The organism is Pseudomonas sp. D1-1 (assembly GCF_051132225.1).
Lineage (GTDB): Bacteria > Pseudomonadota > Gammaproteobacteria > Pseudomonadales > Pseudomonadaceae > Aquipseudomonas.
The window spans coordinates 2059479-2081615 of sequence record NZ_CP071676.1 but is presented as its reverse complement, the minus strand read 5'-3'; the positions used below and the strand labels follow the sequence as shown (position 1 = coordinate 2081615).

At 63.7% G+C, this 22137-nt stretch carries 19 protein-coding genes; 11 read left to right on the top strand and 8 right to left on the bottom strand.

The genetic code is table 11. The features are described 5' to 3' along the window. Window positions 1–123: 123 nt before the first annotated feature. On the bottom strand, window positions 124–1362 hold the full coding sequence (locus J3P86_RS09410; RefSeq protein WP_434700036.1) for a M20/M25/M40 family metallo-hydrolase: 1239 nt from the start codon (window positions 1360–1362) through the stop codon (window positions 124–126). A gap of 76 nt (window positions 1363–1438) precedes the next feature. Then, window positions 1439–2518, bottom strand: coding sequence for a diguanylate cyclase (locus J3P86_RS09405; RefSeq protein WP_434700034.1), 1080 nt, complete (start codon window positions 2516–2518; stop codon window positions 1439–1441). Window positions 2519–2721: 203 nt separating this feature from the next. Here J3P86_RS09405 and J3P86_RS09400 point away from each other — a divergent pair, with 203 nt between their 5' ends. From J3P86_RS09400 to J3P86_RS09375, 6 genes are all read left to right on the top strand, one after another. Beyond that, window positions 2722–3651 (top strand): alpha/beta fold hydrolase, encoded by a 930-nt coding sequence (locus J3P86_RS09400; protein WP_434695249.1) that lies wholly within the window; start codon window positions 2722–2724, stop codon window positions 3649–3651. Window positions 3652–3808: 157 nt separating this feature from the next. Further along, window positions 3809–5308 carry a glycolate oxidase subunit GlcD gene (glcD, locus tag J3P86_RS09395; RefSeq protein ID WP_434700032.1) on the top strand — a complete coding sequence of 500 codons (1500 nt, stop codon included), beginning with the start codon at window positions 3809–3811 and terminating at the stop codon, window positions 5306–5308. Then, the gene (glcE, locus tag J3P86_RS09390) at window positions 5308–6366 is read left to right on the top strand and encodes a glycolate oxidase subunit GlcE (protein WP_434700030.1); all 1059 of its coding nucleotides are present in this window, start codon (window positions 5308–5310) and stop codon (window positions 6364–6366) included. The genes glcD and glcE overlap by 1 nt, the downstream gene beginning before the upstream one ends. Beyond that, window positions 6367–7587, top strand: coding sequence for a glycolate oxidase subunit GlcF (glcF, locus tag J3P86_RS09385; RefSeq protein ID WP_434700029.1), 1221 nt, complete (start codon window positions 6367–6369; stop codon window positions 7585–7587). Window positions 7588–7675: 88 nt separating this feature from the next. Then, complete coding sequence (gene hglS / locus J3P86_RS09380; RefSeq protein ID WP_434700028.1) at window positions 7676–9052, top strand: 2-oxoadipate dioxygenase/decarboxylase HglS; 1377 nt, start codon at window positions 7676–7678, stop codon at window positions 9050–9052. 300 nt (window positions 9053–9352) lie between these two features. Beyond that, window positions 9353–9871 (top strand): Hcp family type VI secretion system effector, encoded by a 519-nt coding sequence (locus J3P86_RS09375; protein ID WP_434700027.1) that lies wholly within the window; start codon window positions 9353–9355, stop codon window positions 9869–9871. 171 nt (window positions 9872–10042) lie between these two features. On the opposite strand, the gene J3P86_RS09370 is transcribed toward J3P86_RS09375, so the two are convergent. The 6 genes from J3P86_RS09370 to J3P86_RS09345 all read right to left on the bottom strand — a co-directional run bounded on the left by J3P86_RS09370 (window position 10043) and on the right by J3P86_RS09345 (window position 16901). After that, complete coding sequence (locus J3P86_RS09370) at window positions 10043–10213, bottom strand: hypothetical protein (protein ID WP_434624838.1); 171 nt, start codon at window positions 10211–10213, stop codon at window positions 10043–10045. A 189-nt stretch (window positions 10214–10402) separates the two neighbouring features. Next, a complete protein-coding gene (locus J3P86_RS09365) occupies window positions 10403–10645 on the bottom strand; it encodes a hypothetical protein (protein ID WP_434652929.1) in 243 nt (80 codons plus the stop codon). Window positions 10646–10710: 65 nt separating this feature from the next. Further along, complete coding sequence (locus J3P86_RS09360; protein ID WP_434700026.1) at window positions 10711–11781, bottom strand: lipocalin-like domain-containing protein; 1071 nt, start codon at window positions 11779–11781, stop codon at window positions 10711–10713. Beyond that, the gene (locus J3P86_RS09355) at window positions 11771–14242 is read right to left on the bottom strand and encodes an FtsX-like permease family protein (protein ID WP_434700025.1); all 2472 of its coding nucleotides are present in this window, start codon (window positions 14240–14242) and stop codon (window positions 11771–11773) included. Before J3P86_RS09355 ends, J3P86_RS09360 begins: the two co-directional genes overlap by 11 nt. After that, the gene (locus J3P86_RS09350; RefSeq protein WP_305495727.1) at window positions 14239–14907 is read right to left on the bottom strand and encodes an ABC transporter ATP-binding protein; all 669 of its coding nucleotides are present in this window, start codon (window positions 14905–14907) and stop codon (window positions 14239–14241) included. The genes J3P86_RS09355 and J3P86_RS09350 overlap by 4 nt, the downstream gene beginning before the upstream one ends. A 296-nt stretch (window positions 14908–15203) precedes the next feature. Beyond that, the gene (locus tag J3P86_RS09345; protein WP_434700023.1) at window positions 15204–16901 is read right to left on the bottom strand and encodes a sulfatase-like hydrolase/transferase; all 1698 of its coding nucleotides are present in this window, start codon (window positions 16899–16901) and stop codon (window positions 15204–15206) included. 377 nt (window positions 16902–17278) lie between these two features. Between J3P86_RS09345 and J3P86_RS09340 the strand changes: the two genes are divergently transcribed. The 5 genes from J3P86_RS09340 to J3P86_RS09320 are packed head-to-tail and all read left to right on the top strand — an operon-like array spanning window position 17279 to window position 22134. After that, window positions 17279–18634 (top strand): UDP-glucose dehydrogenase family protein, encoded by a 1356-nt coding sequence (locus tag J3P86_RS09340; protein WP_305495731.1) that lies wholly within the window; start codon window positions 17279–17281, stop codon window positions 18632–18634. Beyond that, a complete protein-coding gene (locus J3P86_RS09335) occupies window positions 18631–19713 on the top strand; it encodes an NAD-dependent epimerase (protein WP_434700021.1) in 1083 nt (360 codons plus the stop codon). Before J3P86_RS09340 ends, J3P86_RS09335 begins: the two co-directional genes overlap by 4 nt. Continuing rightward, window positions 19700–20446: a sugar transferase gene (locus J3P86_RS09330; RefSeq protein WP_434624851.1), complete on the top strand. Its 747-nt coding sequence runs from the start codon at window positions 19700–19702 to the stop codon at window positions 20444–20446. Before J3P86_RS09335 ends, J3P86_RS09330 begins: the two co-directional genes overlap by 14 nt. Beyond that, window positions 20447–21091, top strand: a complete 645-nt coding sequence (locus J3P86_RS09325; RefSeq protein WP_434569118.1) for a CpsD/CapB family tyrosine-protein kinase — start codon at window positions 20447–20449, stop codon at window positions 21089–21091. A gap of 20 nt (window positions 21092–21111) precedes the next feature. Next, window positions 21112–22134, top strand: a complete 1023-nt coding sequence (locus tag J3P86_RS09320; protein ID WP_434603537.1) for a polysaccharide biosynthesis/export family protein — start codon at window positions 21112–21114, stop codon at window positions 22132–22134. Window positions 22135–22137: the final 3 nt, after the last annotated feature.

Here is a 22137-nt window from a genome sequence, read left to right as displayed (position 1 = left end):
GCTCGCTCCCACAGGGTTTCAAGGGGTTGATCCCCCTTTGTGTCAAAACAAAAGACCAGGCCTGCTGCGCAGTCCAGCGGGAGCAAGCTCCCTCGCCACGAAAAGCCTTTCTCCCGCGGGCTGCTACCGTGCCGCCAACTCCATGATCATTCGCGTCAGCAGATAAATCCTCGGCACCACGCTTTCGACCTCGGCATATTCCTCGGGCGTATGGATATTGCCGCCGACGATGCCGAAGCCGTCCAGCGTCGGTGTACCAACGCCGGCGGACAGGCTCGCGTCCGCCGCCCCGCCGCTGCCTTCCTCGGTCAGTTTGCGGCCCAGCTCGCCATAGATACCCTGGGCCATGGCCATCAGCCGGTCCGACTCGGCGGTCTGTGGCATGGGCGGCAAGCCGCGCTGCAGGCTGGTGGTGACTTCGGTGTCGGCGATCAGCTTGTCTTTCGAGACCCGGGCCAGGTCTTTTTCGATGCGGTCGAATTCTTCCGGCACCGCTGCGCGCACGTCGGCCTTGGCCGTGGCCTGGTCGGGGATCACGTTGGTCCGGTCACCGGCCTTGAGCACGGTGAAGTTGATGGTGGTCTTCTTTTCCGCGTCGCCCAGCTTGCCCAGTTGCAGTATCTGATGCGCCGCTTCCATTGCCGCGTTACGCCCCAGTTCCGGTGCGACGCCGGCGTGGGCCGCCTTGCCCCTGACCTCCACCAGCGCGGTTGCGCTGCCCTTGCGCCACACCACCAGGCCGTCGGCCGGGCGCCCCGGTTCAAGGTTGAGGGTCACGTCATGGGCCTTGGCGGTTTTCTTGATCAGGTCGGTGGCGACGTCCGAACCAGTCTCTTCGCTGGCATCGAGCAGGAACGTGATCTGCGCGTAATTCTTGAAATCCAGGTTCTTCAGCACCTTCAGCGCATAGATGCCCGCGACGATGCCGCCCTTGTCATCCATCACCCCCGGCCCGTAGGCGCGGCCATCCTTGATACGGAAGGGACGTTCGGCCGCCGAGCCTTCCTTGAACACCGTGTCCATATGGGCCATCAGCAGGATTTTCGCCTTGCCGGTGCCCTTGAACGTCGCCAGGACATGGTGGGTGCCGTCCGAATTGGGCACTTTTTCAATGCTGGCGCCGAGCTTCTGCAACTCGTCGATCGCGATATCGCCGACCTGGGTCAGCCCCGGCACATAGCCGGAACCGGAGTCGATGTTCACCAGGCGTTCAAGCAATTTCAGCGCCTCGCCCTTGTACTGCTCGGCATCGGCCAGCACCTGTTGATGAGGTTGCGCCAGAGCGGCAGGGGCAAAGGCGCCGAGGGCCAGGCTCAGGCCGAGGCTGACGGCGAGACGGGAGCGACGAACGATAACGGTCATGAGTTCATCCTTGTTTCATCTGGAAAGCATTATCGGGAAGGTCAGCCAGCACCCTACCCGACAATGCGCCAAGGCTCTAGACCGCAGACGCCTCCAGCACCGGCCGGTGTCGCTGACAGACAACCCGGTTGCGTCCGCTGGTCTTGGCTTCATAGAGCACCTGGTCGGCGTCGTCGAGCCAGGCGGTCGCATCGGCATAATCCGACGTGAAGGCCGCCAGGCCGATGCTCAGGCTCACTTTCAGCGCCGGGTCACGTTCATAGTCCTGCGCGGTGAAGCGTTCGCGTAGCCCCTCCATCGCCTGCACCGCGCTGAGCAGCGTCAGGTCCGGCAGGATCACCCCGAACTCGTCGCCGCCATAGCGCCCGACGATGTCCGTGGCCCGCAGGTTCTGCCCCAGCAGCTTGCCGAGCTGACGCAGCACGACATCACCGGCGCCATGGCCGTAGGTGTCATTGATGGCTTTGAAGTGGTCGATATCGATCAGCGCGATCACGCCATGCCCTGCCCCGTCCGGTGACTGCCGTCGGCAGTGCTGGAATGCCTCGTTGAGCCGGTCCTTCCAGGCGCCATGGTTGAGCAGGCCGGTCAGGCTGTCGGTACGGCTCAGGGCCAGCAATTCGCGTTTCTGTCGGCCCAGGGTGTGCGCCTGGCGAAAGCAGATCCAGCCCAGCGCCAGCGGGTACAGGCACAGCAACGGCAAGCAGGCGTATAGCTGCGCCGGGCTGGTCATGGGCACGCTGGCAAAGGGGAACATGAATATCCCGACGGTGATACCGGCAACCTGGGCCACAGCCCCGACCAACAGGAAACGCAGGCCGCCGATGGCCACGTTGTTCATTGCCATCATCGCCAGCGTCACGGCGGTGGGCAGCGGGTTGAATTGCATCGCGGCGACCCAGAAGCCACCGAGGAAGGCGTCGATCACCAGGTTGCGGTGCTCGGCATGGTACGGCACCGTCGAACGACGGGCCCATTGGTAGGACACGTGCGGCCAGAGCAACCCGTTGAACAGCATGAAGCCCCAGACCCAGGGCGCCGGATCGAGGGGATAGAGCGCGGCGCTCACCACCAGCAACCCCAGCGCAAGGCCGAGGATTCGGGATGTGTAGAGCCTCCTGGCCAGCGACAATCCCTTTTTTCCCGTTTTATGCATAGAGGCCTCTGCATCACCGGTCTCCCGGGGCCGGGATAGGTTTTGGGCAGTCTATCAGGGCGAGGTCAAATAGCCACTATCGATGCAGGGGTATTTATTCCGACCGATCAGCGTGGTTCCCCGCGGATTTTGGCTATACATGAAAAAGGGAAATTCGTTGGTACAGGGTCTCGATCGCCTTGTCCTGGTACGGAGGCAACGACATGCTGGTGTTGTGGGTGGTCCTTGCGGTGTTCATCGCCTGGAGCTGGTTGACGTATCCGGGCATCGGCCATGTGCTGTATGACCTGGGCATGGCGCTGGAGGCGCGTCTCTACCGGCTGCACAAAATTACCGTGCCGATCAGCGAAATGACGGTGTCGACCTGGCAGGGCGGGCCCTATGAAGCGTCCGGCAGCGTGCTGATGCTGCATGGCTACAGCGCCGACAAGAACCTCTGGTTGCGCTTCGCCCGGTATTTCGTCGGCGATTACCGGGTGGTGATTCCCGACCTGGCCGGCCATGGCGAAACCGGCTTCAAGGCCGGCGGCGGTTATGACATCCCGACCCAGGCGCGGCGAGTGATCGAATTGCTCGATGCCTGTGGCCTGGACAAGGTCCATGTGATCGGCAACTCCATGGGTGGTTACCTCGCAGCCTGGCTGGCGGCGACGTCGCCTGAGCGGGTGTTGACCCTGGCGCTGATCGATCCGGCCGGTGTCACCGCCCCCGAACCCAGCGACATGGAACGCCACTTGGCCGCCGGTCACAACCCGTTCCTGGTTGATTCTCGAGACGATTTCGCGCCGTTCTACGCCATGACCATGGCCTCGCCGCCCTGGCTGCCCAGTGTAGTGCTGGCGGCGCTGGCCGAGCGTTATGAACAGCGCCGGGAGGAATTGGCGGAGATCTTCGTCGATTTACGCGCCAGCCCACCAATGGAACCGCGCCTGGCCGACATCCGCGCGCCTTCGTTGCTACTCTGGGGGCGCAAGGACCGGTTGATCGACGTCAGCAGCGTACCGGTATGGAGCAAGGGCATCACCGACCTCAGGGTGGAAATCTGGGACGGGGTCGGGCATATGCCGATGGTTGAAAAACCGGGCAAGACTGCGGCGTTGTACCGGGATTTTCTGAAGGGGTTGGGGCAGTGAAAACAATAACAAGTACTCAAGTGAATCTACTCTGTGGGAGCGAGCTTGCTCGCGATAGCGCAGGCACATCCAGCATTGATGCAAGCTGACCCGCCGCCATCGCGAGCAAGCTCGCTCCCACAGGGGGTCCGCGCCGACTCAGAGGTATCTGACTGCCATGAACATCCTCTACGACGAGCAGCTCGACGGCCCGCTGCCGAAAGTGCACAAGCAGGCCCTGCTCGACGCCATGCAGGCACGTATTCCGGACTTGGATATCCTGCACCGCGACGAAGACCTCAGGCCCTACGAATGCGATGGGCTGTCTGCCTACCGGACCACGCCCCTGCTGGTCGTGCTGCCGCGGCGGGTCGAGCAGGTGCAGGCCTTGCTCAAGCTGTGCCATGAACAGAATGTGCCGGTGGTGGCCAGGGGCGCCGGGACCGGCCTGTCCGGTGGCGCCCTGCCCCTGCAAAGCGGCGTGTTGCTGGTCATGGCGCGCTTCAACCAGATCCTGCACATCGACCCCGACGCCCGCACCGCGCGCCTGCAGCCAGGGGTGCGCAACCTGGCGATTTCCCAGGCGGCGGCGCCGTTCGGGTTGTACTACGCGCCGGACCCTTCCTCGCAGATCGCCTGCTCCATCGGCGGCAACGTCGCAGAGAACGCCGGCGGCGTGCATTGCCTGAAATACGGCCTGACGGTGCACAACCTGCTGAAGCTGGAAATCCTCACCATCGAAGGCGAACGCCTGGTGCTGGGCAGCGAGGCCCTGGACTCGCCAGGCCTGGACCTGCTGGCGTTGTTCACCGGCTCCGAAGGCCTGCTGGGGATCATCACCGAAGTCACCGTCAAGCTGTTGCCTCGCCCCCAGGTCGCCAAGGTCTTGCTGGCCAGCTTTGACTCGGTGGACAAGGCCGGACGGGCGGTGGCCGAGATCATCGCAGCCGGGATCATCCCCGGCGGCCTGGAAATGATGGACAATCTGGCGATCCGCGCCGCCGAGGATTTCATCCACGCCGGCTACCCGGTCGACGCCGAAGCGATCCTGCTGTGCGAGCTCGATGGCGTCGAGGCCGATGTCCACGATGACTGCGAACGGGTCCGCCAGGTGCTGCAACGGGCCGGCGCCACCGAGGTGCGCCTGGCCCGGGACGAGGCCGAACGCCTGCGGTTCTGGGCCGGACGCAAGAATGCGTTTCCGGCGGTAGGCCGCCTGGCGCCGGACTATTACTGCATGGACGGGACCATCCCCCGGCGGGCATTGCCCGAGGTCTTGCAGCGCATCGCCAGCCTGGGCAGCGAACACGGCCTGCGGGTCGCCAACGTGTTCCATGCCGGCGACGGCAACATGCACCCGCTGATCCTGTTCGACGCCAACCAGCCGGGCGAGCTGGAGCGCGCCGAAACCCTGGGTGGGAAGATCCTCGAACTGTGCGTCCAGGTGGGCGGCAGCATCACCGGTGAACACGGCGTCGGCCGGGAGAAAATCAACCAGATGTGCACGCAGTTCAACAGCGACGAGCTGTTGCTGTTCCACGCGGTGAAAGCCGCGTTCGATCCGCTTGGCCTGCTCAACCCCGGCAAGAACATACCGACCCTGAACCGCTGCGCTGAATTCGGCGCGATGCATATCCATGGCGGGCAATTGCCGTTTCCTGAACTGGAGCGATTCTGATGACCGCGCAAGTCGACCGCGACGCCAGCGAGCTGCTGCTGGAGCAGGTCAACCGCGCTCGCGCGAGCGATACGCCGCTGCGCATCCAGGGCTCCAACAGCAAGGCTTTCCTGGGACGCCAGGTGGCCGGCGAGGTGCTGGACACCCGTGCGCATCGCGGGATCGTTGACTACGACCCCACGGAGCTGGTCATCACCGCCCGCGCCGGCACCCCGCTGCGGGAACTGTTGGCCGCGCTGGACGCCGCCGGGCAGCGGCTGCCCTGCGAGCCGCCGGCGTTCGGCGCGGACGCCACGGTGGGCGGCATGGTCGCCGCCGGATTGTCGGGGCCGCGCCGTCCGTGGGCCGGCTCGGTGCGCGACTATGTGCTCGGCACGCGGATGATCAGCGGCCACGGCCACCTGTTGCGCTTTGGCGGCGAGGTGATGAAAAACGTCGCCGGCTACGACCTGTCGCGCCTGCTGGCCGGTAGTTTCGGTTGCCTGGGGGTGATCACCGAAGTGTCCTTGAAAGTGCTGCCCAAGCCCCGCCACGGCTTGAGCATCCGCCTGGAAATAGACAGCCGCGAAGCCCTGGAAAAACTCGCCGAATGGGGCCGACAACCCTTGCCCATCAGCGCCGCCAGCCACGACGGCGATTGTCTGCGCCTGCGCCTGGAAGGCGGCGAGGGTTCGGTCAGCGCGGCCCATCAGCGCCTGGGCGGCGAAGCCATCGACGATCAATACTGGACCGAGCTGAATGAACATCGCCTGCCATTCTTCGCTGAAGACCTGCCCCTGTGGCGCCTGTCGCTGCCCAACGCTACCGGCCCGCTCGACTTGCCCGGTGCGCAACTGATCGATTGGGCGGGCGCGCAGCGCTGGCTGAAAACCGACGCCGATACGGTCCAGGCACTGGCCCGGGAATGGGGCGGCCATGCCGTCTGCTATCGTCCTGGCGCAACCGCAACGCCGTTCCAACCGTTGGAACCGGCGCTGCTGCGCTACCACCGTCAACTCAAGGCGAAGCTTGATCCCCAGGGCCTGTTCAATCCTGGCCGAATGTACGCGGAGTTCTAGATGCAGACCCGGTTCAGTGAAAAAAGCCAACGCCTGCCTCGCGCCGAAGAGGCCGAACGGATCCTGCGCAGTTGCGTGCATTGCGGCTTCTGCAACGCCACCTGCCCCACTTACCAGTTGCTCGGCGATGAACTGGACGGCCCGCGCGGACGCATCTACCTGATCAAGCAGGTGCTCGAAGGCCAGCCGCCAACCGCCAGCACCCAACTGCACCTGGATCGTTGCCTGTCGTGCCGCAACTGCGAAACCACTTGCCCGTCCGGCGTCGATTATCACAACCTGCTGGACATCGGCCGGGCCGTGGTCGACGCGGCCGTACCCCGCCCCGCCAGCCAACGGGCCCTGCGTCTCGGCTTGCGCGGCCTGGCCACGAGTCCCGAACGATTCAAGAGTCTGCTGCGCCTGGGAGCAGTGTTCCGCCCGCTGCTGCCGGCGAACCTGGAGGCCAAGTTGCCACGGTCGGCGGCGTCCGCCGGCACGCGCCCGGCCGTGCGGCACTCGCGCCGCGTGCTGATGCTCGAAGGCTGCGTGCAGCCGGGCCTGTCGCCGAACACCAACGCGGCCGCCGCCCGGGTGCTGGACCGGCTCGGCATCAGCGTCGTTGCCAGCCCTGAAGCCCGCTGTTGCGGCGCGCTGGATTATCATCTCGACGCTCAACCCACCGGGCTGGACCACGCCCGGCGCAACATCGATGCCTGGTGGCCGCACTTGCAGGACGGCGCCGAGGCGATCGTCCAGACCGCCAGCGGCTGCGGCGCGTTTATCAAGGACTACGGGCATCTGTTGGAACACGATCCCGCCTATGCCGCCAAGGCGAAACACGTCAGCGAACGCGCGCTGGACCTGGTGCAGGTACTCGGCAACGAACCGCTGGAAGCAATCTGCGCTGCCAGGGATCAACGCATCGCCGTCCATTGCCCCTGCACCTTGCAGCACGCGCAGAAACTCGGTGGCGCCGTCGAAGCCCTGCTCACAAGGCTGGGCTTCAACCTCACCGAGGTGCCCGACGGCCACCTGTGCTGCGGCTCGGCAGGGACCTATTCGCTGACCCAGCCGGCGCTGGCGCGACAATTGCGGGACAACCGTCTCAACGCGCTAGAAAGCGGCCGGCCGGAGCTGATCGTCACCGCCAATGTCGGCTGCCAGAGCCACCTCGACGGTGCTGGTCGCACGCCCGTGCGGCACTGGATCGAGCTGGTGGATCAGTCCCTGGCAGAATGAAGTCGTGAAGATTCTTCGTTTGCCGGCACTGGCGAAGGCTGCGATCTTTTGTCCATCTTTCCCACAGCCCTCGCCAGGAATTCCCACGATGAGCTTCGTCAGCCCCGACCTGATCCGCCAACGCTTCTCCAGGGCGATGTCCGACATGTACCGCGACGAAGTACCGCTGTACGGCGCATTGATGAACCTGGTGGAGCAAACCAACGCCCGGGTGTTGGGCAACGATCCGCAACTGGCCGAACACCTGCGCAACACCGGCGAACTGCAGCGCCTGGACCTGGAACGGCATGGCGCGATCCGCGTCGGCACCGCCGCCGAGCTGGCGATGCTGGGTCGGCTGTTCGCGGTCATGGGCATGCAGCCGGTGGGCTATTACGATCTGACGCCGGCCGGGGTGCCGGTGCATTCCACGGCCTTCCGCGCCGTGCATGAAACCGCACTGCAAGTCAGCCCCTTTCGCGTGTTCACTTCGCTGTTGCGCCTGGAGCTGATTGAAAACGCCGAGCTTCGGGCCTTTGCCGAATCGGTGCTGGGCAAACGGCAGATCTTCACTTCCGGCGCCCTTGAACTCATCGAGTTGGCCGAACGTCAGGGCGGCCTGACCGAGCCCCAGGCCGAGGAATTTGTGCTGCAAGCGCTGGAAACCTTTCGCTGGCACCACAGCGCCACCGTCACCGCCGAACAATACCGTCAACTGAGCGCCCAGCATCGGCTGATCGCCGACGTGGTGGCGTTCAAGGGCCCGCATATCAATCACCTGACGCCGCGCACCCTGGACATCGACATTGTCCAGACCCAGATGCCGGTGCATGGCATCACGCCCAAGGCCGTGATCGAAGGCCCGCCCCGTCGCCAGTGCCCCATCCTGCTGCGCCAGACCAGTTTCAAGGCGCTCGATGAACCCGTCGCGTTCACCGACCAACCAGAATCCCAAGGCAGCCACAGCGCCCGGTTTGGTGAAATCGAGCAACGCGGCGCGGCCCTCACGCCCAAGGGCCGGGCGCTCTACGATCAACTGCTGAACGCGGCGCGGGACGCCCTGGGCGCGTTTCCCAACGAAGCCAATGCCGAACGCTACAACGCGCTGATGGCTGAACACTTCGCCGACTTCCCTGACACCCTCGACGAACTGCGCCGACAAGCACTCGCGTACTTTCGCTATTTCGTGACGCCAGCGGGGCTGGCCGCCAAGGGCGCGATTGAACGGTCGAGCTCGCTGGAGCACTTGCTCGAACAGCAATACCTGCGCGCCGAACCCTTGGTGTACGAAGATTTCCTTCCGGTCAGCGCCGCCGGCATCTTCCAGTCGAACCTGGGCGATGCCGCGCAGAATCACTACGCCGGACAGTCCAATCGGCACGCCTTCGAAACGGCGCTGGGGCGGCCGACCATCGATGAACTGGGGCTGTATGCCGAGACGCAGCAGCGCTCCGTCGATGAATGTCTGCATACGCTGGGGCTCTGAAAACCAGCGCAGGAAGGAGGAGCAGCAAGTTGCGCAAGTCCGACAGCAGCATCCGCTCGACTTACGCGCCTTGCTCCCGGCAACACGGTGCCTCGTGCTTGGGCAGATCAATGCGAGGCAGCGTGCAGCCGTTTGCGTGATTTGCCGGGCGCGCGACCCGAGGCTCGCCCAGAAAACAAGCTAATACCTTGATCCAGCAGTATTTTCTTGCCGATGGCACGGCTCTTGATAACGCTCAGACCGCCTTCGGACGATTCGCGTCCCGGGGCTTCTCAGTTTATCCAGGAAGGAGAGCATCCATTGGCTACCCCCGCTTACATGTCCATCGAAGGCGCCAGACAAGGCCTGATCACCGCCGGCGCGTTCACCGCCGACTCGGTAGGCAACATCTATCAGGAAGGTCATGAAGACCAGGTCATGGTGCAGGGCTTCGAGCATCAGGTGAACATCCCCCGCGACCCTCAATCGGGCCAGCCAACCGGCCAGCGCGTGCACAAGCCCCTGGTCATCACCAAAGTCTTCGACAAGGCTTCGCCCCTGTTGCTGGCAGCCCTGACCAGCGGCGAGCGCCTGACGAAGGTGGAGATCCAGTGGTACCGCACATCGGCCGCAGGCACCCAGGAGCACTACTACACCACCACCTTGGAGGAGGCGATCATCGTCGACATGAAAGACTACATGCTCAACTGCCAGGACCCGGGCAACAGCCACTTCACCCATCTGGAGGACGTTCATTTCAGCTACCGCAAGATCACTTGGACTCACGTGGCCTGTGGCACCTCGGGCTCGGATGACTGGCGCAACCCGGTAATCATCTGAGTCATACAGGTGTTCGCCCAGTGTGACGGCCTCGGCATTCCATGCACTGGTAAAGAGCCTGGCACTGGGCGAACGAAAACAATGATAGTGGAGCTTGCCAGGTCTGTCCGTGAGGCCCGCTTAAATAATTATTCACGTAGCGTGGCGAGGGAGTTTGTTTCTCGCCAGGATTCAATCGCCCCGTGCGGTTTTTTGCGCATCGGTTTCCTGCGCCTCGGCATTGCCTTGCTGCTCTCGCTTGGCCGGGTCGTTCGGTCGTAGCGCGTCGTTGTCTCGCTCCACTTCGCCGGGCAACGCCGGCTCGTCGGGGTTGTGTTGGGTCTGATCGGGACCGGGCTTCATGGTGGACTCCTTGGATGGTGGTGCCAGTGGCTGGCGTTTGGTTGGATGGATGGCGGCAAGGGCTGTCATCAGGACCGGGTTGTCTTCTTCGCGAGCAGGCTCGCTCCACATTGGGATGCACTCTCTGTGGCAGAGCCCGCTCACGCTTCTGTGGGAGCGAGCCTGCTCGCGAAGGCGGCCCACGAAGAATCAGGCATCAGGATCGGCCACTTCCTCCGCCACATTCGCATCCGGCGAGCGCTGGTGCAGTTCCTCCGCTTTGGTCTTCAGCTCCTGCCAGCGGTCCAGGTCAATGGCTCCCTGGCCGAACAGGTCGTCCGCCAGCCGCGTCAGCTCGGTGAAATGAACGTCGGGCGACTGCTGGAAGTAGGCCTTGTCGTCGAACAGCCGCTGCCAGTCGGCCAGCGACGGAGGTTTGAGGTCATCGCTCATGAGGGGCTCCCGCGAGGCATTCATAAAGTATGAGAGGCGACGCTTGTCGGGAGTTCCGGTGATTGTCAGTAGCCGGTCATTTCCAGGTAACCGATGCCGCCACGATTGCCGCTCAGTTGCACCGGCCCTTCCCAATAAGGAATACGCAGGTTCATCCAGGCATCGGGATTCAGCGCCTGAGTGATGATTTCTAGCTGCCTGGCGGGAATCCTGATCGACCAGCGCACCGGCATCGAGCGTCCCGCGACCTCGGCGGTGTCCAGCGGTTCGAGGCTGATTTCGCTGGCGCTCAGAGTCGTTGCCTGGCCCTGGGCGTCGATCCAGGTGCCGGTGAGGTAAGGCGCGCCTTTCTTGTGCCGCATGCGGTAGAGCATGACGTGTTCGCCATTATCCAGATGCAGGGAAAACCAGTCCCATCCGGTCTGGTTTTCGGTCAGGGGCTGGCTGCTCCATTCACGGTCGAGCCAGGCCGGACCGCTGACCTGATAGCGCTGGCCATCGATTTCCAGCTGACCGTTGGCCTGGAAGAAGGGTTGGCTGTAGTAATACGACGCCTGGCCCTGCGCGGATTTCTGGCTGAAGCCCTGGTCGCCTTGCAGGACCAAGGGGCGTGTCGAGGTGAGCTGCAGCTCATAGCTGAAACGCGCATCCCGCGCCTTGAGCTGCATCGCCGCCAGGGGGTCGGCGCCCGCGGCTCGGGTGGTCAATTGCCAATCGTCGATCCAGGCGTCGAACGGACTGGTGCGCACTCCCGCCTGCCCCACACCGCCACGGGCGTAACGTTCGGCGGCGTGATGGACAGTCGCGGAAGTGACCGCGGCGTGACCGAGCCAGATGGACTGGTTACGCCAGCCACTGGCCTGGGGAGCGGCATCCTGGCTGCTGCGGAACAACGTCCACTGCACGCCGAAATCCCGCCCCTCGGCATCCTTGAGATTGGCGGTGACGTACCACCACTCGATCCGAAACCCGTCATGGGCACCATGATCGGCCGGAAAACTGAACACGCGCCCCGGCACCACAGGCGTAAATGCAACGGCCTGGTTGCCGAGGCCGGCGAAACCCTTTTCCGGCGCCGACGAGTCGTCGCAGCCGCCGAGCAAGGCCAGCAGCATCAGGCCGATTCTAATTTTCATGGGCGAAGGTCCTGAGCAGATCCGCCGGTTGCGTGCGGTACAGCGCGTACAGCGGCCACGCCGACGCCAGCAGCGTGGCGAACATTGCCAAGCCCAGCAGCTGCGCCAATTGCAGCGGGAACACCCGCAACGGCAAGCGCCAGCCAAAGGCCTGGACGTTGATCACGGCATCCAGGCACCAGGCCAGGGCGATGCCCAGCGGCACGGCCAGCAGTAAGGTCAGCAGCGCCAGCAACCAGGTCTGGCCGAGGTTGAGCAGCATCAGTTGCCGACGCGTTACCCCCACGGCCCACAACGGCGCCAACTGACCGAGACGGCTCTGGCTCTGGGTCAACAGGCTGATGAACAACGCCACTCCGGCGACCGCCAGGGTCAGGCTGTTCAGCGCCGCGGTGGCGGCAAAGGTGCGCTCGAATACCTGGGTCGACCAGCCCTTGAGGCGAGCCTGGTCGACGATGTGACTGTCGTCCAGGCTGAACCGGCCTTGCAACGCCGCCAGCAATGGCCCGATGGCGGACGGCCCGATGCGCAGGTTGAAGCGATTTGGCGTCAATTGCGGCCAGTGCGCCAGCAGGTGATCGGCGTTTATCAGCACATGCCCCTTGGGATTACCGTAATCGGCATAAATCCCGACAACCCGCGGCGTCCACGGCCCTTGTGGGGTCGGCAGGGTCAACCGGTCGCCGACCTCCACTTTCAGGCGCCGGGCCAGTTGTTCGCTGAGCATCAGCGTGTCGGCGCCGGCCAGTTGGTCCCAGGCCTGGTCACCGGCCGACTCCAGCAAGGGCCAGTGCAGGCGATAGGAAGGGTGATCGACGATGCCGTAGATATCCGACGGCCAGCCTTGCAGAGGGACCGATACCTGCCAGTTCGGGAGCACGGCGCTGATACTCGGTTGTTGCTTGAGCCATTCGTACAACTTACCTGCCTGGGCCGGGGTCTGTGGGTTGATGTACAGCTCGGCGGTGAGCCGCTGTTCGAGCCAGTCGCTGAAGGTCTGGCGGAAACCGGCGGTCATGCTGCCGGCGCCGATATTCGCCGCCAGCGCCAGCAACAACGCCATCAGCGCCAGGCTCAACGTCGGCAACTGCTGGCGGCAATCGGCGAGGAACCATTGGCCGAGCACGGAACGGTTGCCGCGCAACAACCGGTTCAACACAGCGTTGAGCAGCACCGGTAGCGCCAGCGCCGCGCCCAGCAACAACGCAGTCATCAGGACAAAACCGCTCGCCAGGCTGTCGCCCCAGACCAGCGCCGCCACCGCGATCAGCGCGGCCATCAGTGCCACCCCGCCCTGGCGCCGCAACCACCGCGCGTGGGCCTGGTGCCAGGCCTGGGGATTGGCCAGCGCCAGCAAGGGCAGGCGCGCCGCCCGCAACAGGCTTTGGCCCCCGGCCAGCAACGCACCGAGCAGGCCCAGGCCCACGCCGCCGAGCCACCACCAAAGGCTGAGGTGCAATTGCCCCGGCACTTCGGCGCCGTACAGACCGCGCAGGCTCGCCGCGACATCAGGCAATAGCAGGCTCGCCAGCCAGTAACCGCTGAGCACCCCGGCCACCCCGCCGAGCAAGGCCAACGCGCCCAACTCCAGCGCCAGGCTGGCGACCAGTACCCGCGCACTGACGCCACAGGCGCGCAAGGTTCGCAGCAGGCTGCGCCGTTGTTCCAGGGCCAGGCCGATGGCGGCATGGACGATAAACAGTCCCACCACGAATGACAGGAACCCGAGTGCGTCGAGGTTCAAATGAAAGCTCTCGGTCAGGCGCGTCAAGTTGTTCTCCTCGTCCGCGCGCTTGAATTGCAACAGGCCGTTGAATGCCTCGGGCAAGGGCGCGGTGAACGTGGCCGGCAACAACATTCGCGAGACCTGCTCCGGCAATCCAAGGAGCTGCTGGGCGAAACCGATGTCCATCAACAGCATGCCTGGCGCCATGTCCGGCTGTACGTGCAGCGGCGGCAAGGCCTGGCCGTCGGCGCTGCGGGGCCGGTCGCCCACTTTCAGCCCGAGGGCCTGCAACGTCTGCGGGGCGATCCAGGTACGACCGGGGCCGGTGAAGAAGTCCACCACCTCGGCGATCTCCCGCGCTTGCCCCGCGACGGCCGAACCCGGCGGCAGCGACACCGGGTCGATGCCCATCAATTGCAGGCGCTGGTCTTCATGCCCCGCAAGCGTCAGCCGACCCTGCAACACCGGCGATACGGGCCAACCCTGACGCCGCAGGTCGACAAACCATTGCTGTGGGAACGAGCCCCCGCCGGGAGCACTGAGGCTGGCCTGGGGTTCGCCGCCGATCAGCTGGCTGGCCCGGGCGTAGCTGTCCCGGGCCTGGCTGTTCAAGGCCTGCACGCCAGTGAGCAGGCTGGTGGCCAGCCAAAGCCCGGTCAACACACTGAAAAATTGCACTGGGTGTCGACGCCAGTGACTGAGCAGGGCCTTGAGGGTCTGGCGAAAGATCATCACGCCGGGCCCGCTTGCGCCAGGCGCCCGCCTTGCAATACCACGCGATGTGCCAGGCGCGCCGCCACCCGCTGGCTGTGGGTAACCATCAACAGACTGGTGGGGCTGCCATCGAGCAACTCCAGCAGCAGTTGCAGCACCTCGTCGCTGGTGGCTTCGTCGAGGCTGCCGGTGGGTTCATCGGCCAGCAACAACGGCGGCCGTGAAGCCAGCGCCCTGCCGAGGGCTACCCGTTGTTGCTGACCACCGGAAAGCTGCTCGGGATAACGCCGCAACAGCTCCGACAACCCGAGCCGCTGCACCAGATGCGCTTGCCACGTAGCGTCGAACCGACCGCACAGGCGCGCCTGGAATGCGAGATTGTCTTCCACCGCAAGGCTGCTGATGAGGTTGAACTGCTGGAACACCAGGCCGATCTCGGTGCGCCGCCAGTTCGCCAACTGGCTTTCGCTCATGTCTTCGAGCCGGTGCCCCGCGCTGTGGATGCTGCCCCGATCGACCTTGTCGAGGCCAGCGACCAGATGCAGCAAGGTGCTCTTGCCGCTGCCGGATTCCCCCATCAGCGCCAGGCTGCTGCCGGGAGGCAGCGTCAGGTCGATACCTTGCAGCACCGCCAGGGGGCCTTGGGGCGTGGTGTAGCTTTTGAAGACGTTTCGGACCTCAAGCATGGGCAACTCGGCTGATCGACAAGGGCATCAGGATAGCGGAGGTTGCGCTGTGCGCAGAGTTCCAAAAACATGTGATGCGGGTTTGTTTGTAATAGCGGCAAGCCAAGGGGAATTGCAAGCTGACCGGACGCCATCGCGAGCAAGCTCACTCCCACAGGGTTAGTCCAGTGAATCCAGAATCTGACCTCAACACAAATCAAATGTGGGAGCGAGCTTGCTCGCGATAGCGATGCACCAGTCGCCACCAAAGCCACTGATGCAGCGCCCCCGAGGATTCAGGTTTCCCACCCGCCAGTTCAATGCCCCACCGCCATCTCACCCTGAACCGGTTTCGGCGTAACGATGTTGTCCAGGTCAATGTGCTTCCACGCCGGCTTGGCCCCCAGCCGCGCATTAAAACGGTAGTTGAAGGTGAAGTCGTCTTCGGTCGGCTGGTCGAGGGATTTTCCATACAGCGCCGTGACGCCGGCCGACTCGTAGCCCATCAACCGCAGCAGCGTCGGGAAGATGTTGTAGTGGCTGGAGCGGTCCTTGTTCTGCGCCCAGGCGCTGCGCCAATCGAGGGTTTGCAACCGGCTTCCCTGGATCACCAGCAACGGTACCAGCCCTTCTTCTTCCACCGGATCTCCGCCGCAATGGGTGTTGAGGCCGGGGTTGCCGCGCTCGTGCAGATCCTGGCCATGATCGGAGGTATAGATCAACACCGCATTGTCGAGATTGCCCTGTCGGAATAGGCGTTGGAAAAATTCGCCGACGTTCCACAGCAAGGTGTTCTGGTAAGCATTGCGATACAGCACCCAATCATTCGCTTCGCCACTGAAGCCGTCGCGCCGGCCGGTGTCGGCCACCTCCTCGAACTGCCCTCGCGGTAAGGCCGGACGGTAGGTCATGAAAACATCGGGGTATTTGTCGTGGACCGGGAAATGCGCGCCGACTTTATTGACCACCACGAGTTCGGCCCGGTCGTTGTCCATCAGCTCGATCAGTTTCGCCACAGCCGCCATGTCACGGTCGCGCACACGGACCTGGTCGAACTGTACAAATTCGTCGATGTCCTGTTGTTCCAGCTCGGTCATCAGGTTCTGCCGCTTGCCGCCGGTGTTCTGGCCATCGATATAGACGGTGCGCAACCCGGCGTTGCGGGCGTACTGCCAGATCGACGGCTGGGTGCTGTTGATGCGCATGTAGTCGCCACGGGTGCCGCCATAGCGCAAGGTAACGTTGGTATCCGCGCTGCAATTGGCGATCGAGGCGGCGTAGCCGTAATTGAGGATTTCCACGCCGGGAGGGGGCGTCTTGAGGCCGGTAGCGACGCCGGACGGCGTGTTGATATCAAGATAGTTCCCGCCAATGCTTTCGTCGATGATCAGCACGATATCGTGCCCGATTGCCGCTGTTTGCCGCACGAGGCTGACTGGCGCCCGTGGGCCCACGGTGTTGTGCACGGCTTCATAGATGAACAGGTTCAGATAGGCCAGCGGCGTGTACATGATCGGCAAACCGCGCGCGCCCTCGCCTGCCCGTACGAACAGTACGCCACTGAGCAGCAGCACGCCGAGCAATGGCGCAGTGATCGCGACGTAACCGGGCAACGGCAGACGCCGCCGGGGCTTCAGGCCGATCCCCAGCAGCAGCAACAAGCCCCCCGCAACCGCACTGATGATCACCTCGCGGTACTGATAAGCCGCCTCCTGGATGAACCCGCCGGAATAGACCATCGACACGAACTGGCTGTAGGTCAGGTAGCTGTCGGTTACGCGCGTGTAGACCTCGAAGAACACCGCCGAGGCAAACATCGCCAGGGCAAACAGATGCCGCACCAATGCCTGGCGAATGTACGCGGTCATCCACAGAGCCAGCACCAGCGCAACGAACATCGCGCCGAACAGCAGCGTTGCAAAGCCAAAACCCAGCGCCGCAAGACGGTCGAGGTAATAGTCATGTGCCCTGAGCAGGTATAGAAGCAGTAGCAGTTCCTTGAGGTATCGCGCCATGTTTTTCCCAGCGTTACGAGGAGGTTGAAAACGGCTTGGTTTCTGCACACTAGCAGCGGGTTTGCAAAGCGCAAGAAAGCCGATCAACGGCTAGAGCGTCAAAAAAAAGTTAGCTCAAAAATGACACCTGAAGCCAACAAAAAACATAAAAATCTATGGATGGATACCGTTCATCGGCTACTCAAAACCCTTTAAAGCCCTTTAAAAACGGCACTTTTCCAATTCCGTCAAGGACTTGATATCAAAAAGCCCTACTCTTTCGAGTTTGCCAACTCTGACAACTGTCATTTTGCTGACACGCTTTTCTGAGGCTGCGCTATACCCCTCTAAACAGTTTCATCCGAGTTACATCAACGGGTCTGCGAGGCGCGCCAAGAATGGACGTGAGCGTATTTGGAACGGGGTACGTTGGGCTGATTCAAGCGGCGGCGCTGGCAGACGTCGGACATCGCGTCCTGTGTGTCGATATCGATCCGAACAAGATCCGGCAACTGCAACAGGCGGTGCCGCCCATCAGCGAGCCGGGACTGTCCGGGTTGCTCGAAGACAACATCAAGGCCGGGCGCCTGTCGTTCAGTTGCCAGGCCAGTGATGCGGTCAACCATGGCGAGCTGATCTTCATCGCCGTGGGCACGCCCGCCGATGAAGATGGCTCGGCGGACCTCAGCCATGTCCTGGCCGTGACCCGGCAGATCGCCGACTTCATGGACAGCGACCGCACCCTGATCATCAAGTCGACCGTGCCGGTCGGCACGGCTGACAAGGTCGCCGAATGCGCCCGCCAGGCGTTGGCCCGTCGCGGCCTGCAACAACTGAATGTGCGCGTGGTGTCCAACCCGGAGTTCCTCAAGGAAGGCAGCGCACTGGCCGATTGCATGCGCCCGGACCGGATCATCGTCGGCACCGTCGACGCCCTGGCCCGCGACCAGATGAGCGAGCTCTACGCGCCCTTCTGCCGTAACCACGAAAAGCTGATGTTCATGGACAACCGCAGCGCGGAACTGACCAAGTACGCCGCCAACGCCATGCTCGCCACGCGCATCAGTTTCATGAACGAACTGGCCAACCTCACCGAACACCTGGGTGCCGACATCGAGGCCGTGCGCAAGGGCATCGGCTCGGACCCGCGCATCGGCTACCACTTCATCTATCCCGGCTGCGGCTTTGGCGGCTCGTGCTTTCCCAAGGACCTGCGCGCCCTGCTGCACACCGCCGAACAAAGCGGCATGCCACTGCGCCTGCTGCGCAGCGTCACCGATGTGAACGACAGCCAGCGGCACATCCTTTTCGAAAAACTCACGCTGCAATTCCCCGACGGCCTGGCCGGCAAGTCGATTGCCATCTGGGGCCTGGCATTCAAACCGAACACCGACGACATGCGCGAAGCGCCCAGCCGCTACCTGATGGAGGCACTCTGGCGCGAAGGCGCCCGCGTTCAGGCCTACGACCCGGAAGCCATGTCCGAATGCCGGCGCCTCTATGGCTATCGCAAGGACCTGAACCTTTGCGCTACCCGCGACGACACGCTGGAAGATGCCGACGCCCTGGTGATCTGCACCGAGTGGAAGAATTTTCGCGTGGTCGATTTCGACCTGCTTGCCAGCAAGCTGCGCGCGCGGGTCATCATCGATGGTCGCAACCTGTACAACCCGGAACACCTGGCCGCCGCCGGGCTGCTGTATCGCGGCATCGGGCTGCGCCACACCGTGCCCGTTCAGGGGCCACAAGCATGAACATCCTGGTGACCGGCGCGGCCGGTTTCATCGGCGCCCATTGCGTGCTGCGGCTGCTGCGCGACGGCCATGACGTGTGCGGACTGGACAACTTCAACGACTACTACGACCCGCAACTCAAGCACGACCGCGTGGCGTGGGTCAAAGGCCAGGCCGGCGACTTCCACCTGGCGCGAATCGACCTGACCGACGCACCGGCCCTCGACCAACTGTTCCAGTCCCATCGCCCCGACGTGGTGATCCATCTGGCAGCCCAGGCCGGCGTGCGTTATTCGCTGGAAAATCCGCGGGCTTATGTCGACAGTAATCTCAGCGGGTTCCTGAACATTCTGGAGAGCTGCCGCCGCCATCCGGTCAGGCACCTGATCTACGCCTCTTCCAGTTCGGTGTACGGCGCCAACCAGCGCACGCCGTATTCGGTACAGGACGGCGTCGACCATCCGTTGTCGTTGTACGCGGCCACCAAAAAGGCCAATGAACTGATGGCCCACAGCTACAGCCATCTGTTCGGCATCCCCTGCACCGGCCTGCGTTTCTTTACCGTCTATGGCCCCTGGGGCCGGCCAGACATGTCGCCGATCCAGTTCGCCCGGGCCATTACCGAAGGCCAGGTGCTGAAGCTGTTCAACCATGGCGAGCACGAGCGCGACTTCACCTGCATCGACGACATCATCGAGAGCATCGCCCGGCTGATCGAGCGCCCACCTCATGCAAACCCGGACTGGAATCGCCACCAGCCGGACCCGGCCACCAGCCTGGCACCGTGGCGCGTCTTCAACATTGGCGGACAGCATCCGGTGACGCTGCGGGCCTACGTGGCGCTGGTGGAAAAACACCTGGGCCGGAGCGCGCGAGTCGAGCTGCTGCCCCTGCAACCGGGCGATGTGCTGAACACCTGCGCCGATGCCAGCGACCTGGCCCGGGCCACCGGTTTCCAGCCTTGTATCGAACTGGATGAAGGCCTCGGCCGTTTCATCGACTGGTTCCTCGATTACTACGCACCGCCCATCGCCCACGCACCGCTTGCGACAGAACGCTTGCGGCCCAACCTCAACGGAGGAGTCTATGACCCGACATGAGCAAGACATCCCGACCCGGACCCTCGGCCGTGACAAACGAGTCGACCCCGAGCACCGCAGGCGCCTGGACGCGGCTATTCACCGCCAGGGTCGTGGCTGGATGACCGGCCGCGACGGCGGCCGGCCCTGGACCGTCTCGCGCACCAACCGGGTGGTGGCCTGCCTCGGCGCATTGGCCCTGTTGCTGATGCTCAGTCCGCTGCTGCTGGGCCTGGCACTGCTGGTGAGGTTCTCCAGCCCTGGCCCGGTGCTGTTCGTGCAGAAACGCACCGGCTATCGCGGCCGCGTTTTCGGCATGTACAAGTTCCGCACCATGGTCGCCGACGCCGAGGCCTTGAAAGAATCGCTGCGCCACCTCAACAAGCACGGCGCCGACGCCATTGACTTCAAGATCGACAACGATCCGCGCATCACCCCCATCGGCCGGTTCCTGCGCCGCAGCAGCCTCGATGAACTGCCGAACCTGATCAACGTCGTGACCGGCGACATGCGCCTGGTGGGCCCGCGGCCGACCTCGTTCAACGCCTACCGCTACAAGGACAACCATTTGGTGCGCCTGAGCATCTACCCCGGCCTCACCGGCCTCTGGCAGATCTCCGGACGCAGCAATATCGACTTCGACCAGCGCGTGGAACTGGACCTCAGCTATATCGCCGAGCAGAGCCTTTTGCTGGATTTGAAGATCCTGATCATCACCCCCTTCAAAGTCTTCAGCGGCCACGGAGCGAGTTAAATGGACGGTTCAACGAATATCCTGACCATAGCAAGCCCGAGCGAGACCAACCTGACCTCGACCGTGCTCGACCCTTCCTTGCGGATCCTGCTCCTGACGGCAGCGAATATCGGCACTGGCACGAGCACCAGCGCCATGGCGCTGGCCGCCCAGTTGGCGCAGATGAGCAGCGGCCGTGTGCTGCTGGTGGACGCCAGCCGGTCGCCGCGCAACCTCAGCCAGCAGCTGTCGCTGCAAAAAGAGCGCGGCTTCAGCGACCTGCTGTTCAACAGCCTTTCTCCGCCGCTGTTGCAGGACTGCGTGGTGCAGGTTTCCAGCCTGCCCTTCGACGTGCTGCCCAACGGTCGCCTGGGCCATAACGCCGAGCGCCTGAGCCCCGAGCGACTGCGCCCGCTGTTCAGGCAACTGGCCGCGCAGTACCGCTTCGTGGTGATCGACGCCGACGCGGTGTATTCGGCCACCGACACCCTGGTCATGGGCACTCAGGTGGACGGCGTGGTGCTGGTGGTGCGCGGCGAGGACACCCGCTGGGAAGTCGCCCAGGCCGCCCGACAACGCTTGGCCCAGGCCGGCGCGAAGGTGGTCGGCAGCGTGTTCAATCGCCGCAAGTACTACATGCCCAAGTGGCTCTACAACAACCTGTAAGCCTGCAAAAGGATGACGAGATGAACGCCAGAATGCTTGTCCTGCTGTTGCTGCCGCTTGCCGGTTGCTCCAGCACCACCGATACCCGCTCGATGCCGGTGCAGATCCTCACGGCCGCGCCGGCCAACGCCCAGGCCACCGACATGCCCAAGGTCGAACAGACCCTGCGGCCCCAGGACGTGCTGGATGTGATTTTTCATATCAGCACCACCGCTTCCCAGGCTTATCGTGTACAGCCGGGCGACCAGGTAGCGCTGAACTTTACCGCCGCCAGCCAGCTCAACGGCACGCAACAGGTGATGCCCGACGGCAGCATCGAACTGCCGGGCGCCAACACCTCGGTGAAACTCGCCGGCCTGACCACCGACGAGGCCCGCCTGGCGGTACAGCGAGCCTATGACCAGAAGATGCTGTTCCAGCCCAATCGCAACCAGTTGACGGTGCTGGTGACCAGTCCGCTGGCCGGCGAGACGACCCTGCGCAATACCCTGACCCACCCTGGCACCGGCATGAGCCGGGAAATCACCGTGGGCCGGGACGGTTACGCCAGCTTTCCGGAAATCGGCGCCGTACCGCTGCAGGGCATGACCGTCACCCAGCTGGAAACCTTCCTCAACGAGCGTTACGCCAATCTGCCCGGACGCATGACCGTCGATGTGCTGCTCAAGTCCACCGCCGGCAATGAAATCTATGTCCTCGGTGAAGTGGCCCAGCCCGGTTCCTATCCGATCCGCCGGCCCATCTCGGTACTGGAAGCCCTGACCCTGGCCCGTGGCGCAAACGTCAAGGCCCGGCTCGACTCGGTGGTGATCATGCGCCGCAACGGCAATCAGGTCGAAGCCCGCCACTACGACGTCGAAAAAGCCTTGAGCGGCGACGCCTCGCAAATCGCCTACCTGCAGCCCGAAGACATGCTCTTCGTGCCCAAGACCGGGCTGGCCAAAGCCGGCGAAACGGCCCGCCAATTGGCCGACGTGGTGCTGTTCCAGGGCGTGGGGTTCGGCTTCGGCTACCGCGTCGACAACAAAGGCAGCGACAACTGAGAT

Excerpts from the sequence above, each read along its gene's own strand:
- J3P86_RS09360 (WP_434700026.1), bottom strand. The coding sequence starts at position 11,781 with ATGAAAATTAGAATCGGCCTGATGCTGCTGGCCTTGCTCGGCGGCTGC.
- J3P86_RS09335 (WP_434700021.1), top strand. The coding sequence starts at position 18,631 with ATGAACATCCTGGTGACCGGCGCGGCCGGTTTCATCGGCGCCCATTGC.
- J3P86_RS09330 (WP_434624851.1), top strand. The coding sequence starts at position 19,700 with ATGACCCGACATGAGCAAGACATCCCGACCCGGACCCTCGGCCGTGAC.
- J3P86_RS09340 (WP_305495731.1), top strand. The coding sequence starts at position 17,279 with ATGGACGTGAGCGTATTTGGAACGGGGTACGTTGGGCTGATTCAAGCG.
- glcD (WP_434700032.1), top strand. The coding sequence starts at position 3,809 with ATGAACATCCTCTACGACGAGCAGCTCGACGGCCCGCTGCCGAAAGTG.
- J3P86_RS09325 (WP_434569118.1), top strand. The coding sequence starts at position 20,447 with ATGGACGGTTCAACGAATATCCTGACCATAGCAAGCCCGAGCGAGACC.
- J3P86_RS09345 (WP_434700023.1), bottom strand. The coding sequence starts at position 16,901 with ATGGCGCGATACCTCAAGGAACTGCTACTGCTTCTATACCTGCTCAGG.
- hglS (WP_434700028.1), top strand. The coding sequence starts at position 7,676 with ATGAGCTTCGTCAGCCCCGACCTGATCCGCCAACGCTTCTCCAGGGCG.
- glcE (WP_434700030.1), top strand. The coding sequence starts at position 5,308 with ATGACCGCGCAAGTCGACCGCGACGCCAGCGAGCTGCTGCTGGAGCAG.
- J3P86_RS09370 (WP_434624838.1), bottom strand. The coding sequence starts at position 10,213 with ATGAAGCCCGGTCCCGATCAGACCCAACACAACCCCGACGAGCCGGCG.
- J3P86_RS09365 (WP_434652929.1), bottom strand. The coding sequence starts at position 10,645 with ATGAGCGATGACCTCAAACCTCCGTCGCTGGCCGACTGGCAGCGGCTG.
- J3P86_RS09405 (WP_434700034.1), bottom strand. The coding sequence starts at position 2,518 with ATGCATAAAACGGGAAAAAAGGGATTGTCGCTGGCCAGGAGGCTCTAC.
- J3P86_RS09410 (WP_434700036.1), bottom strand. The coding sequence starts at position 1,362 with ATGACCGTTATCGTTCGTCGCTCCCGTCTCGCCGTCAGCCTCGGCCTG.
- J3P86_RS09400 (WP_434695249.1), top strand. The coding sequence starts at position 2,722 with ATGCTGGTGTTGTGGGTGGTCCTTGCGGTGTTCATCGCCTGGAGCTGG.
- glcF (WP_434700029.1), top strand. The coding sequence starts at position 6,367 with ATGCAGACCCGGTTCAGTGAAAAAAGCCAACGCCTGCCTCGCGCCGAA.
- J3P86_RS09350 (WP_305495727.1), bottom strand. The coding sequence starts at position 14,907 with ATGCTTGAGGTCCGAAACGTCTTCAAAAGCTACACCACGCCCCAAGGC.
- J3P86_RS09320 (WP_434603537.1), top strand. The coding sequence starts at position 21,112 with ATGAACGCCAGAATGCTTGTCCTGCTGTTGCTGCCGCTTGCCGGTTGC.